This is a genomic window from Rhizobium binae, from assembly GCF_017357225.1.
Lineage (GTDB): Bacteria > Pseudomonadota > Alphaproteobacteria > Rhizobiales > Rhizobiaceae > Rhizobium > Rhizobium binae.
The window spans coordinates 772014-785748 of the sequence record NZ_CP071604.1; the positions used below are offsets into that span (position 1 = coordinate 772014).

The following is a 13735-nucleotide window of genomic DNA, read 5'->3' on the forward strand; positions in this document are numbered from 1 at the left end:
GGAAACGTCCGGGCCTTTCAATTACCGGCCTAGAACAGGATGATTTTAGGCCGGTCGGCCTAAAATCTGAATCCTGTTCTAAATTGAAGAGTTAGAGCATGATTTCGTTCCGAAAACCGCTCACACTTTTCGGCATCATGCTCTAGGTGGAGGCCGGCTGAAAACTTATATTCTCGGGGAATAATATGAAGTCCTTAGGCAATATCCGCCGCGCTTTCGCACCCTGGACCGATCCGTCAGCAAAACCTTTCATAGCCTTCAAGAACGTCACCAAGCGCTTCGGCGATTTCACCGCCGTCGACGATCTGTCGCTGAACATCTATCACCGCGAGTTCTTCGCGCTGCTCGGCGCGTCCGGTTGCGGCAAATCGACGCTTCTGCGCATGCTCGCCGGCTTTGAGCAGCCGACAGCGGGTCAAATCGTTCTCGACGGCACCGACCTCGCCGGCACGCCACCCTACAAGCGGCCGGTCAATATGATGTTCCAGTCCTACGCGCTTTTCCCGCACATGACCGTCGAGAAAAACATCGCCTTCGGCCTGAAGCAGGACGGCATGCCGAAGGACGAAATGGCCGAGCGCGTCGCGCAGATGCTGAAGCTCGTTAAGCTCGAGCAATTTGCCTCCCGCAAACCGAACCAGCTTTCCGGCGGTCAGCGCCAGCGCGTGGCGCTCGCCCGTTCGCTGGCCAAGCGCCCTAAAGTGCTGCTGCTCGACGAACCGCTCGGCGCGCTCGACAAGAAGCTGCGCGAGGAAACCCAGTTCGAACTGATGGACCTGCAACAAAGCCTCGGTCTTACCTTCGTCGTCGTCACCCACGACCAGGAAGAAGCAATGACGATGGCCGACCGGATCGCCGTCATGAGCCACGGCAAGGTCGTTCAGGTGGCAACGCCGGCCGAAATCTATGAGGCGCCGAATTGCCGTTTCGTCGCCGACTTCATCGGCGACGTGAACATCTTCGACGGCAAGGTGACGACGTCGGCAAACGGCGCCGTCGAGATATCGGTCGACAGCGGTTTCACCATCCGCATTGCCGCCAGCGACGCTCCGGCGATCGGCAGCACGGCCGGTTTTGCGATCCGTCCGGAGAAGATCCGCGTCAGCCGCGCCGCACCCGCGAACGCCCCGGTCAATGCGGCCAAGGGCGAGATCTGGGATATCGGCTATCTCGGCGACATGACCGTCTTCCACATCAAGCTGGCGAGCGGCAAATTCGTCAGGGCCTCTTCCCTCAACGCACAGCGTTCCGTCGAAGACCCGTTCTCCTATGATCAGGACGTCTGGATCTCCTTCGATGAGGATGCCGGCGTGCTGCTGAAGGATTGAGATGATGGGAACGCTGGCATCACGCCTCTACAACCGCCTCGTCATCATCATTCCCTATGCTTGGCTGCTGCTCTTCTTTCTAGCGCCGTTCTTCATCGTCTTCCGCATCTCGATGTCGACGACGGCGATCGCCATACCGCCTTATGAGCCGGTCTTCTCCTTTGCCGATGGCTGGAGCGGTTTCTGGAGCAAGGTGGCGACCTTCTCCTTCGACAATTACGGTTATCTCACCGACGATCCGCTCTACTTCAACGCCTATCTCTCGAGCGTCATCATCGCTGGTACATCGACCTTGCTGATGCTGCTGATCGCTTATCCGATCGCCTATGGCATGGCGCAGGCGCCGCGGACCATCCGCCCGACGCTGCTGATGCTCGTCATCCTGCCGTTCTGGACGAGCTTCCTGATCCGCGTTTATGCCTGGATTGCCATCCTGAAGCCCGAAGGCCTGCTGAACCAGCTGCTCCTGTCGCTGCATATCATCGACAACCCGCTAATCATTCTCAACACCCCGACGGCCGTCTATATCGGCATCGTCTATTCCTACCTGCCCTTCATGGTGCTGCCGCTCTATTCGGCGCTGGAGAAGATGGACGGCACGCTGATCGAAGCGGCCCAGGATCTCGGCTGCACGCCGATCCGCGCCTTCTGGCGCGTCACTTTCCCGCTGTCGATCCCCGGCGTGGTGGCAGGCTGTATGCTGGTCTTCATCCCTGCCGTCGGCGAGTTCGTCATTCCCGATCTTCTTGGCGGTTCGCAGACGCTGATGATCGGCAAGACGCTCTGGAACGAGTTCAATGCCAATCGCGATTGGCCGGTCTCCTCGGCAGTCGCGACAATCCTGCTCATGATCCTGGTGATCCCGATCGTCTTCTTCCAGAATGCACAGGCCAAGGCCGAGGAGCGGGGGAAATAAGCCATGCTGAGATGGACCCGTTTCAACATCATTTCCGTTGTGCTCGGCTTTGCCTTCCTCTATCTGCCGATCGTGCTGCTGGTGATCTTTTCCTTCAACGAGTCGAAGCTCGTCACCGTCTGGGGCGGCTTTTCCGCCAAATGGTACGTCTCGCTGCTGTCGAACCAGGCCCTGCTCGATGCTGCCTGGGTGACGATCCGTGTCGGTCTGCTGTCGGCCACCTTTGCGACCATCCTCGGCACGATGGCGGCGCTAACGCTGGTGCGCTATACCCGCTTCCGCGGCCGCATGCTCTTTTCAGGCATGGTCTATGCGCCGCTCGTCATGCCCGAAGTCATCACCGGCCTGTCGCTGCTGCTGCTCTTCGTCGCAATCGGCCTCGACCGCGGCTTCTGGACCATTACGCTGGCGCATACGACGCTGACCATGTGCTTCGTCGCCGTCGTCGTGCAATCACGGCTCTTGAGCTTCGACCAGTCGATCGAGGAAGCCGCGCAGGATTTGGGCGCGCCGCCGGTGCGGACCTTCTTCGAGATCACCCTGCCGATCATCTCCCCGGCAGTGTTTTCGGGCTGGATCCTGGCGTTCACGCTGTCGCTGGATGACCTCGTGATTGCAAGCTTCACCTCGGGCCCGGGCGCAACCACGCTGCCGATGAAGATCTACAGCCAGGTGCGCCTCGGCGTGACGCCGGAGATCAATGCGGTCTGCACCATCCTGATCGCCGTCGTCGCGGTCGGCGTTATCTGTGCATCCGTAATCACCAAGCGGCGCGAAGTTCAGCGCGAGCGCGACGAGCGGGCCGCGGCGGCGACCGCTTAGTAGCGGGAGGACTGCCGGCGAACCTGAATCTTCTAGTGCGAAACCTTTGAAACCTGTGCCGCAATTTCCGCCCGGTTAGAGCATTCCAGTTTGGCGAGGCAGCTACCGACATGCGTCCTTACTGTGGCAAAGCCGATGCCGAGGACGCGCGCAATGTCCTTGTCGGAGCAGCCTCGGGCGACCAGAAGGGCGACATCTCTTTCCCTGTCGGTGAGCATGTCGAGACTGACGGAAGGTGCTGTCGAGAGCGCCCGGCGCACGAAGGGCGCCATAATGGTCAACAAGTCTATTTCCCGATCGCTGAAATCGGGACGGCTGCCGTAGCGCCATACCCTGAGATCGGCAAGCTCGCGTCCGTTTGCCTGCATGAACAGGTTGACGCCGTGCTGCATGCCGTCACGGGCGAGGAAATCATTATAGAATTCCGTCTTGGTGAGGTCGCGCCTGGAGATAACCTCCTCGACATGGGCCGCTCTTCTCAACCCCCGCAGCTTGTCCGTCATCGGATCTCGGTACTGGAACCACTGGTGGTAGCGAGCCACGTTTTCGGGATCCTGATTGATGATGAAGGCGTTGCCGTAGGAGTTGGACCGCCTGTTCCACTCGAACGAGGCCAGCACATCCGCCCGCAACAGTTTCAGAATGTCGGGAAAGACCTCTTCGCGAACGTCGAAGTTCAGATTGCCGGAGGAGAGCGCGCCGATGATATTGGCGAAAATTCGCGCCTCCTGTCCTGACATGTCGTAGATATGACCCGTCATTCCTGACCTCGCGATGGTATTAGGCCCTCCGAAGTTAAGCAAAGAATGTGCCAATGCGCAAGGATGCAGCTTTCTTCTTTTCTCGTCCGCGTTCAAAGATGAGAAATCCAGATATCCAATACTGCGCAGCGTTTTTGGGTTCGGACAACCTCCAGCGCCTCTCTGATCGCTACGCGGACTTCGGCAGGATTTCGGACTTGCTTGCCATGGGCGCCGCCCGCGGCTGCGGCGATACCTGCATAGTCCGGTGGAGGATCGAAGGAGACGTCGATCGAATTGGCTCTTGAAGCGAATCCGTCGGGATGAACCGCCAAGGTCGAAAGCTTTGGCGACTTCCAGCCCCTGTTGTTGAAGACGATCTGGAGAAACGGCGTTTGATAACGCGCCGCCATCCAGTGCACCGATGACGGGACACTAAACATGTAGGAGCCGTCACCGCATAGGGCGACCACGGTCTTTTCGGGACTGGCAAGCTTCACGCCGATCGCAGCACCTCCGTTGTAACCGAGCGAACCGCCGCCGCTGGTGAAGACCGTCAGCGGGTCGCTCCGCCTGAGATGGTTGAAGACCGTGTGATAGTTGGAAATGCCTTCGTTGACGAAAAGCGCGTCATCGCCGATTTCTTCGCGCAGGCACGCCACTGCGAATTCCGAGGTGATCACGCCGTCCTCGGGCTCCTTCTCCAGCGCGGCCAGTTCGCCGGCGCGCGCTTCATGAAGCATGCGCCAATGGTCCGCCCGTCCGGCGATGTCATCCGGCTCTATCGGATTGTCGGTAAGCCATTCGTTGAGTTCCGACAGGGCGGTGGCCGCATCCGCCTGCCAGGATGCCGTTGCATCGATGTGCCATAGCGGCATTTGCGTCTTCAGCGGATCGACATCGATGTGGAAAATAGGAACATCCGGAGCGGGCCTGTTGTGTGCCGGAATCCAAGGCACGTCGCTGTCGATCACGAGGACGAGATCGGCCGAGGCCAGCGCCTTGTTCTGCCAGGGATGATTCCAGTGGTTGCCCTGATACATCGGGTTCGAGTGCGGGAAGTTCAGCCAGGTCGGCACGGATTCCAGAACTCCGGCTCCCGCCCTGTGGCTGAATTCCACCAAGGCGTTGAACGCCGCTTCGTTGCGGCCGAGATAGGTCGTCACGACAAGCGGCCGGCGCGACTTCCGCAAAGCCTCGCCGAGCATGGCCACAGACTGTTTCGTCAGCCCCGCAGCCTGGACGGGTGGCCACATCCGAACCGAGGGTTTGGGAGGAACTTCCTGCTCCATGACCTCGCGCGCGCCCATCAGGTAGACCGGACCTTTCGGGTCCGAATATGCGAGCTGGAGTGCCCGGTTGACGATGTCCTTGACGTTGAAACCCGTCCGCAGCTCGTTGTCATATTTTGTATATCCCCGAACGATGCCGCGCTGGTCATGGACATCCTGAATCCATTGAATGAACTCATTGCGCGAGCCCTTCAGTTCCCCGTCCTGGGTGAACGGAGACGCGCCGGCGAAGATCATCATCGGCGCGCGCCCCTTGGCGGCGTTGTGGACCGCGCCGGCAAGCGCCTGGGTTCCGCATTCCACATGGACTACCACCGCCTGCGCCACTCCGCTCGCCTGCCAGAATCCGTGTGCGGCGCTCATGCCGACCATTTCGTTCGGGCAGGTAATGACCTCGGGTATCGGCCTGCCATTTGCCCGGGCCTCGGCGATCGCCTCGACAAGCGCGGGATGATCGCTTCCGAAATTCGCAAAGATGTAAGACACGTTCGCGTCGGTCAATGCGTCCAACAAGGCGCTGCTCGCCGTATACATCGACGTCTCCTTCCTTAGAGAAATCTGGATTTCAGTGCAGGAAATTGCTCTTCCAGGCAGATAGCCACCTCGAGGAGCAGCCGATCTGCGCCGGCGGCGGCATCGAAGGCCAGGCCGACGGGAAGGTTCGTGTCCGTCAATCCGACAGGAATCGTGATTCCGGGAATACCCGCATTGCTTCCGACGTCGGTGTTGTGAATGGTCGTCGGAAAAAGCGGCTGCTCTTGCCCGTTCAAGACGACCGTCGCGTCGTCCCCGATTAGGGGAGGCGCAATCAGCGCAGTCGGAAAGGCGAGCACATCAAGCGAGTTATCGCGGAATATACGGCGGTACTCCTCCTGCAGTGCTGGGCGGTGGATATTGACGGCCTCTGCGTACCGCTCCGGTCCCACCGCGGTTTCGCTTTTCAGTTGATCCAGCAGGATCGACCTTACATCAGCCGCCGCCACCGACTGAGCGACGGTCTCATAAGAGTTCCCAACGTCGTGGGCCTCGAGAAATTCTTCCAGGGTGACCCTGCCTTCGAAGAACGCAATGATCGTTGTCGAGGCCACGTGATGATCGAGTAGCCGCCGCGCGTCGATTTTTTTCAGAATGGCGCCCATTGACTTCAGGCGGTCGAGCGCATCGCTGCATACCTTGAAGACGCTCGGATCTGCCAGGTCCCAGAAGAATTCGTCCGGAACTCCTATTCTCAATCCCTGGATCATCGACGTCTTCGACACTTCGGAATGTCCGACAACGACGCTGTCCAGCAGCGCAAGGTCGGATGGCGTGCGGGCGATCGGGCCGGGCGTGTCGCGTGTACTCGATATCGGAACGATGCCTGCTTTCGGCCAGCGGCCGGGGCTGGGTCGATAGCTCCAGAGGCCGCAGAAGGCGGCTGGGATACGGACCGAGCCACCCGTGTCCGTGCCAATGCTCGCAGGGACCATCCGATGAGCGACAGCGCATGCGCTGCCGCCGCTCGAGCCCCCGCAGACGTGGTCTGGGTTGAATGGATTTCTGGCAGGACCGAAGAGAGCGTTATTGGTCGTGGCCCCATATGCAAGTTCGTGCATATTGTTCTTGCCGAATGCAATGGCTCCTGCCTGCCTCAATTTCGCAGCCACGGGAGCATCGTCCTGCGGTCGGAAATGCCGCATTGCCGCCGTGCCCGCGGTCGTCGCGTAGCCTTTCACGTTGATATTGTCTTTAAACGCGATCGGAATTCCATGCAGCGGGCCTTTGGAGCGGCCGGCTGCCAGGTCCCGATCTGCCTGCTCTGCATCCGCCCGCACAGAAGACGCATCGAAGTCTGTGAAGGCGTTGGCATCAGAGAGTTTGCCCACCTGTTCGATGAGTGCATCGGCGATCTCGACCGCATGCAGCGTTCGGGAAGAAACAAGGGAGGCCAACTCGGAGCAACTCAATTCGGATATGTTCATCTTCGTCCTCTCGGTCGCGACCATTCTGGAAGGGGCCTGTCATTAAACTTGAGGCGGTGACTGCACATGCCGGACAAGCTTCAAAACCACGGATGTGACCGGCGTTTCGATCCCTGCGGCAACGGCCTTGCGGACCACTGCGCCGTTGATCGTTTCGATTTCGGTTAAGCGCCCGGCGAGAAGATCCTGGAGCATCGACGGTTTGTGGTGTGTGTGATGGGACAGGGCATGTTCGACCATGCCTTCGACATGGTCGATGTCCGCGGCTATTCCGCTCGCTATCGCCGTTCTGCAAACCTCGCCGACGATCGAGAAAACGAGAGAGCGAGTCCCTTCGTCGGCGCCGACCTGCCCCACGGTCGACCGCGTAATGGCGCAGATGCTGTTCAGTGCCGCGTTGAACGCCACTTTCTCCCAGATCGCCGCTTCGACGTCGGGGTCATAAACCAAACGGAGTCCGGACGGTTCGAACGCCCTGATAAGGGCAGTCGAGATCGGCGGCTCGCCGGATGCGGCTGCCGCGAAGCGTGCGACGCCCTCTCCGTTCGACTCGACGTGTCCCGGTCCCTTGATATCGGCCGGATATGTTGTCACGCCGATCAACACCCGATCCGGCGCTGCGAACTCAAGGAGGGTCTCCTTGTTCTCAAGACCGTTCTGAAGGCTGAAGAGATATGTTTCCGGACCGATCGTTCCTGCGATGCCCGCGAGCGCCGACCGCGTGTGCAGTGTCTTGGTGAAGACGAGCACGAGATCGAATGTCCCTCTAACCGCGTCGGGTGTCACGGTGGGGATATCAAGCAGCCGGTCGCCGCGGTCGTCGACGATCCTGAGACCGTGTTCCCGGATGGCGCCGATATGCGCGGGATTGATGTCGATGAGCGTGACATCAGCGCCGCCCCCTTCGAAAAGGCAGCCTCCGAAAAGGGAGCCCATGGCGCCCGCGCCGACGACGCCGATCCTGAGAAGAGTTTTGGAAGTTCTATCGGCCATTGAATGCCGCTCCCGCCTATTCTTCTTCCTGGAAAAGTCGGACCACCGGCGGCGTGTCGGGGCGATTGATCTCCGACATTACCCGTCGCTTCTCCTTGTTGACCACGAGGCGGACGGCATCTGCCCTTGCGTAATGGCCACGCGGGTCAGCGGCGACCTTGGCGAGGTCGATCATGGTTGGATCCAGATCAGCGTAGAGAATGCCCTCTTCGTCATCGGCCAGAGGCTCGCACATCTCCCTGCCATCTGGGGCGTAGATCATCGTGAACCCTCCACCTGGCTTGCTCGTGCGAGGATTGAGAAGGTGCGCCTTCTCCGGCGTCTGCGCCATCAGGTCGAACATTTCCTGGCTGACCGTGGCGCATGGGGCGAGAACGTAGCAGCCTCCTTCGACGGCATATGTCCTTGAGAACGCGTTATTCACCTCGGGGCCTAAAGCGTGTGCGATATCGCGGTAGAGGCAGAAGCTCGGCCAAGCAGCCACATGTATGTCTTCGCCCTGAGCATGCATGGCCATTCTCACCAGTGGCTGTGCGTGCTCCCAGCAGTTGAGCGCGCCAACGCGGCCGATCGTGGTTTCAACGACCTCGAGGTCGGAGCCATCGCCTTCGCCAAAGACCATCCGTTCGGCAAAGGTCGGCTTCAATTTCCGGCGCACCTGCAGCAGGTCGCCGGCGTCGGAGATGGTCGCCTGGGACATGTACCTGGACCCGGCCTCCCGTTCGGAAAAGCCCATGACGATAAAAATCTCGTGCCGCCTCGCTATGTTCTGGAGACGGCGCATTTCCGGAGAGTCGACCGTCATGCTGTTCTGGTGGTAGGCACCGTAAAACTGCATCGATTCTGCGGGCGACGACAACCAGACGAACCAGGGATAGCCGGGCAGCCAGGTTTCGGGGAAGGCAACCAGCTTGGCGCCGTTTCTGGCCGCCTCAGCGACAAGTGCTTCAGCTTTGTCGATGGAGCGGTTCAGGTCCATGAACACGGGGGCGGCTTGAACCGCGGCGACTTTGATCGGCTTCATGACAGGATCTCCTGAGTTTGCAGATGGGCGGACGGCAATGCCGGGGGCTCGGCCGATGGTTGGTGCGCGACCGGAAGAAGGTCGATCCGTATGACTCTCCTGACAAGACCCCATACGCCTTCAGGCAGGAAGATGGTGACGACGATCGCCAGCAGGCCGCTGATGACAAAGTATCCGGGTCCGAGACCCGACAGTGTCTCCCTCAGCAGGAAATAGACGATCGCTCCGAAGATCGGGCCTTCGACCGAACCGATACCCCCCAGGATGACGATGAAGATCGTCATTGCGATCCAGTTCTGGGAGAAAGCGCTGTTCGGCGTGATCTGGATGCTGGTGATATAGTAGCACGCGCCTGCGGCACCTGAGATGCCCGCCGCCAGAACCAAGGTGTAGAGCCTCACGCGGTTTGTGCGAACCCCCATCGCTTCCGCCGCGGCGTCGCTGTCCCGCATCGCCCGCAGACCGAGACCGAACCTGCTTTTCAAGAGCACGACGATCGCCAGGAGCGTGATGAAGAGCACCAATGCTGCGGATGCGAAATTCAGCGGAAGCCGCCAGTTCCTGGCGACCGACTTCATGACCTCGAGGTTCAATCCGCCGCCGGCTCCGACGGCAGGCGTAACGAGGCAAAGGAGGCGGGCGATTTCGGCCATTACCCATGAACCGATGGCCAACTGCGCGCCTTGAAGCCGGAACAGCAGAGGCGAAAGGACGTAGGCGAGAATGGCCGACACGGCGGCACAGATGGCTATGACCGGATAGGGGGGAACCGCGAGAAAGTTGGCGACGATGTAAAGCGTGTATCCCCCGATGCCGATGAAGAGCGGCATGCCGATCAGGACAATGCCCGAAAAGCCGCCCAAGAGATTCCAGGCCAGCGCGATGGTAAGCACGACACAGAACTCGGTTGCGAGGGCAAGCCCAGCTTTCGGCAAAACGATCGGCATAAGGCAGAGCGCCAGCGCGATGACGAGCAATGTGATATAAGCGTTGTCGATCTTCTTCGTCATCTGGATGCACCTCTGGCGAACATGCCTTCAGGCCGGAGGATGAGCACGGCCAGAAAAACCAGGTGCCCGGCGAGGGGTCCGAATGTCGGCGCTATCGCGATCCCGACGGCTTGAGCCAGGCCGAGCGCGAGGCCGCCGAAGAAGGTGCCCCAGATCGATCCCAGACCGCCGAGGATAACCGCCTCGAATGCGAACAGCATCCGCTCCACCCCTGCGGCGGGAGCAAAGGTCGACCGCATTCCGAGAAAGATCGCCGCGATGGCGGAGACGGACAGCGAAAGCGCGAGCGCCAGCGAGAAGATGTGCCCGGTCTCTATGCCCATGAGCTTTGCCGTGCGGTGGTCGTCGGATGTCGCCCTTACCGCTCGGCCGAAGCTGGTTTTGGAAAATGCGAGCCACGTGGCGGCGAAAGCCAGGCAAGCGAACAGAAAGAAGAAAAGCGGCATCACCCCGATCGAGAAAGAACCGAGCGGGAGCGATGCGGAGCCGATGCTACCTGGCTGAAGGCTGCGGGTATCGGCGCTGAAGCCCATCTGCATGAGGTTCTGCAAAACGATCGAGAGACCGAACGTGACAAGCAGGGGCGGCATCGGCCCTCGGCCGATCGTCCTGTTGAGCACGACACGCTGGAGAACATAGCCGAGTGCGAACATCAGGAGGGCGACGATCGGAAGGGCCACCAGCGGATGAAGGCCGAAGGCCTGACCGGCAAACCATGCCAGATAGGCCGAGAAGATGATCATGTCGCCATGGGCAAGGTTGATCTGCTGCATCAGACCGAAGGTGACGGCCAATCCCAGCCCGAACAGCGCGTAGAGCGCTCCGACGAACAGGCCATTCAGAAATAGCTCAATCATGCGAGCCTCCGAAATACGCGTTTGAAATTTCGGTGCGGTCGGCGTTCAGGGACTTACCTTGCAGAACGATGCGGCCATGCCGCATACATGCAAACCGATCGCTTTCCTTGAGTGCCCGGGCGATGTCCTGTTCGACGAGCACCAGCGACACCTTCGTCTCCTTGACCTTCTGGAGCCCCGCGTAGACCACCTCGACCGCCGAGGGTGAAAGTCCGAGCGACAGCTCGTCGCAGAGCAGGATTTTCGGGTTTGCCATCAAGGCGCGACCGACCGCGACGAGCTGCTGCTGGCCGCCGGACAAAGCTTGGGAGGGTCGCCGGCGCAGGTCTTTCAGAACGGGAAACGTATCCAGCACCCGGTCGAGCGACCATTCGCCCGGCCTCTTGCAATAGGCGCCCAGAAGCAAATTCTCCTCGACCGACAGGCTCGGGAAAAGTTTCCGGCCTTCCGGCACCATGACTATTCCGTGATCGACGATCGCAGAGGTGGACTTTCCGATCATGGCGAGCCCATCGAGCTCGATCTCTCCGGCCGTCGGTCTCAACAGCCCGGTGATCGCGCTGAACAGCGTCGATTTGCCGGAGCCGTTCGAGCCGATCAGAGAGAGAGTCTCACCGGCCGCAACGTCGAGGCCTACACCGAACAATACCGACATCGAGCCATAGCTCGCTTCCAGATCACGAATGCTCAGCATCTAGATCGGGCTCCATCCCAAGGTATATTTTCCGCACCGCCGGCTCTGCCATCGTCGCGTGCGGTTCCCCGTCGGCGATGATCTTGCCTTCGCCAAGGACGACGATGCGCGAGACGGCGGAGGTGAGGATATGAACGAGGTGTTCGATCCAGATCACTGCGATCCCCTGGCGGTTAACCTCCTTCACGAGTTCGGCAATCTCCGCGGCCTCATTGTCCGTCAGTCCTCCGGCGATCTCATCAAGGAGAAGAAGCGAAGGGTTCGTCGCCAATGCCCGCGCCAGTTCCAACCGCTTCCTGTCGAGCAGCGGCAGGTCCCCTGCGCGCAGATGGCCGCGTCCATGAAAACCCGTTCGCTCCATGATGCCGTGGACGGCGAGCGTCGCCGCTTCGTGGCTCAGGTCGCCCGCATAACGCGCGCCGACGAGAAGATTCTCGAACACGGACATGTTCGAGAAGGACTGCGGAACCTGAAAGGTGCGCCCGATGCCCTTGCGCGCCCTTTCGGATGCGGAAAGCCCGGTAACGTCTATGCCGTTGACGAGTACCGTGCCGGAATTGGGCGAAAGCTGTCCGGCGATAACGCCGAACAGGGTCGTCTTGCCCGAGCCATTAGGTCCGATGACACCCAACAATTCGCCGGGAAGGACTTCCAGTGTCAAATCCTTGAGCACCGGAAGTCCGCCGCCGTACGACTTGCTGATGTTTTCGACGGCGAGAGACCTATTCGGCGAGGGCATCATGCTCTCACGCGCGTCACTCATACGCCGATCTTCATCTGGAAGGGCGCCGTGACGGGCACCTGCGGCATGCCTTGGTTAGCGACCACCGCGAGGTTGAAGTCGCCGTTCGGGTCGACATGCCATTGTCCGCCCGCGATTGCCATCTTGGCCACGCTCTTGACCGGACTATTGGCCCAATCGAGAGTGCCGACGACGGTGTTGAGCTGCATCTTCTTGATCGCATCGGCGACGGAGTCGGGATCGGTGGGATCGTCAGCCGTTCTGAGCGCGTTGATCCCGGCTTCCAGCAGCGCGTGAACCACACCGATGGGCTGCGTCCAGCGTTTCCCGGTTTCGGTCTCGTAGGCCTTGGCGAGTTCGCCGCACGACTGGCCCGTGATCGACGACTTGAATGGATAGTCCGGAGTCCACCAGACTTCCGTGGACATGCCGTTCGCAGCAACACCGAGGGACTGCACGCCTGCGGGAAAAAGAAGAGCTTTGGCAATCGTGACGACCTTGGGCTTGAAGCCCGCCTGCATCGCCTGCCGCCAGAAGACGACCCAGTCCGGCGGGTCGAACAGACCGCTCATGATATCGCAGCCTGCGTCGCGGAACGCGGCGATCTGACGCGAGAAGTCGTTCGAGCCGGGTTCGTACAAGCCGACGTCGACCATTTCGAATCCGGCCTTCTTCAGCGCTGGCGGGAAGCCGATCTCACTGCTGGAGAATGTCTGTCCCGGCGGATCGTTCGAGAAGCAGGAACCGATCTTCTTGTTGGTGTCGAGCGCCGACCACATGCCGACGTAGGTCGAGATGATGTCCTCGATGCCCCAGAAGAAATGGTTTGCATATCTGAACCCGGTGTCGGGCTTGCCTCCCTGCGGGAACAGCCAGCCCTGCCATGGGTCCATTGTCGTAATCGAAGGCACCCCGGCGAGTTCGCACTGGGCACTGACGTTCTTGATGCCCAAAGCCCCCTGGGCGAGAACGAGGTTCACCTCGTCGGAATTGATGAGCTGCTGGGTCGCGCTTGTCGAGCGATCCGGATTGGTCTGGTCGTCGATATCGATGATCTCGACTTCATAGGTCTTGCCATTGTTGACGAGGCCGCTTTTCAAAGCCTCCCGCACCTGTTTGAGCAGGAACGGATCCGCTTCGGCAAAGGTCGCGTAAATTCCGGTGACCGGGCTGACATATCCGATCTTCAGTTTGGCTGCTTGAGCCAATGCGGGAGCGGGAAAGATGCTCGAAGCAGCCATTCCCGCTGCTCCGGCGGCAGCAGATCCTAGAAGTGTGCGGCGCGTGATGAGCGCGGCATTTCGCGTAGTGATGCTCATTAGAGTTCCCCTTATTTTTGCGGGGGGTACGATCCGT

Annotated in this window: 13 protein-coding genes; 3 read left to right on the forward strand and 10 right to left on the reverse strand. The window is 60.2% G+C overall.

Annotated elements, in window-relative coordinates; all coding sequences use genetic code 11:
* Positions 1-185: 185 nt before the first annotated feature.
* The 3 genes from J2J99_RS03780 to J2J99_RS03790 are packed head-to-tail and all read left to right on the forward strand — an operon-like array spanning position 186 to position 3066.
* On the forward strand, positions 186-1328 hold the full coding sequence (locus tag J2J99_RS03780) for an ABC transporter ATP-binding protein (protein ID WP_168296001.1): 1143 nt from the start codon (positions 186-188) through the stop codon (positions 1326-1328).
* 4 nt (positions 1329-1332) lie between these two features.
* Positions 1333-2244 (forward strand): ABC transporter permease subunit, encoded by a 912-nt coding sequence (locus J2J99_RS03785; RefSeq protein ID WP_168296026.1) that lies wholly within the window; start codon positions 1333-1335, stop codon positions 2242-2244.
* Between the two features lie 3 nt (positions 2245-2247).
* Entirely contained in the window at positions 2248-3066 is an 819-nt protein-coding gene (locus J2J99_RS03790; protein ID WP_168296002.1) for an ABC transporter permease, read from the forward strand.
* 32 nt (positions 3067-3098) lie between these two features.
* On the opposite strand, the gene J2J99_RS03795 is transcribed toward J2J99_RS03790, so the two are convergent.
* The 10 genes from J2J99_RS03795 to J2J99_RS03840 form a co-directional block, all read right to left on the reverse strand.
* Positions 3099-3827, reverse strand: a complete 729-nt coding sequence (locus J2J99_RS03795; RefSeq protein ID WP_168296003.1) for a response regulator transcription factor — start codon at positions 3825-3827, stop codon at positions 3099-3101.
* A gap of 92 nt (positions 3828-3919) precedes the next feature.
* Entirely contained in the window at positions 3920-5632 is a 1713-nt protein-coding gene (locus J2J99_RS03800; RefSeq protein WP_168296004.1) for a thiamine pyrophosphate-requiring protein, read from the reverse strand.
* 14 nt (positions 5633-5646) lie between these two features.
* On the reverse strand, positions 5647-7059 hold the full coding sequence (gene iaaH, locus J2J99_RS03805) for an indoleacetamide hydrolase (protein ID WP_168296005.1): 1413 nt from the start codon (positions 7057-7059) through the stop codon (positions 5647-5649).
* A 42-nt stretch (positions 7060-7101) separates the two neighbouring features.
* On the reverse strand, positions 7102-8052 hold the full coding sequence (locus J2J99_RS03810) for a ketopantoate reductase family protein (protein WP_168296006.1): 951 nt from the start codon (positions 8050-8052) through the stop codon (positions 7102-7104).
* Positions 8053-8068: 16 nt separating this feature from the next.
* On the reverse strand, positions 8069-9076 hold the full coding sequence (locus J2J99_RS03815) for a carbon-nitrogen hydrolase family protein (protein ID WP_168296007.1): 1008 nt from the start codon (positions 9074-9076) through the stop codon (positions 8069-8071).
* Positions 9073-10086, reverse strand: coding sequence for a branched-chain amino acid ABC transporter permease (locus J2J99_RS03820; RefSeq protein WP_168296008.1), 1014 nt, complete (start codon positions 10084-10086; stop codon positions 9073-9075). Before J2J99_RS03820 ends, J2J99_RS03815 begins: the two co-directional genes overlap by 4 nt.
* Positions 10083-10943 (reverse strand): branched-chain amino acid ABC transporter permease, encoded by an 861-nt coding sequence (locus J2J99_RS03825; protein ID WP_168296009.1) that lies wholly within the window; start codon positions 10941-10943, stop codon positions 10083-10085. The genes J2J99_RS03820 and J2J99_RS03825 overlap by 4 nt, the downstream gene beginning before the upstream one ends.
* Positions 10936-11637, reverse strand: coding sequence for an ABC transporter ATP-binding protein (locus tag J2J99_RS03830; RefSeq protein WP_168296010.1), 702 nt, complete (start codon positions 11635-11637; stop codon positions 10936-10938). The genes J2J99_RS03825 and J2J99_RS03830 overlap by 8 nt, the downstream gene beginning before the upstream one ends.
* Complete coding sequence (locus J2J99_RS03835; protein WP_246638738.1) at positions 11621-12400, reverse strand: ABC transporter ATP-binding protein; 780 nt, start codon at positions 12398-12400, stop codon at positions 11621-11623. Before J2J99_RS03835 ends, J2J99_RS03830 begins: the two co-directional genes overlap by 17 nt.
* The gene (locus J2J99_RS03840) at positions 12397-13620 is read right to left on the reverse strand and encodes an ABC transporter substrate-binding protein (protein ID WP_168296011.1); all 1224 of its coding nucleotides are present in this window, start codon (positions 13618-13620) and stop codon (positions 12397-12399) included. Before J2J99_RS03840 ends, J2J99_RS03835 begins: the two co-directional genes overlap by 4 nt.
* Between the last annotated feature and the right edge of the window lie 115 nt (positions 13621-13735).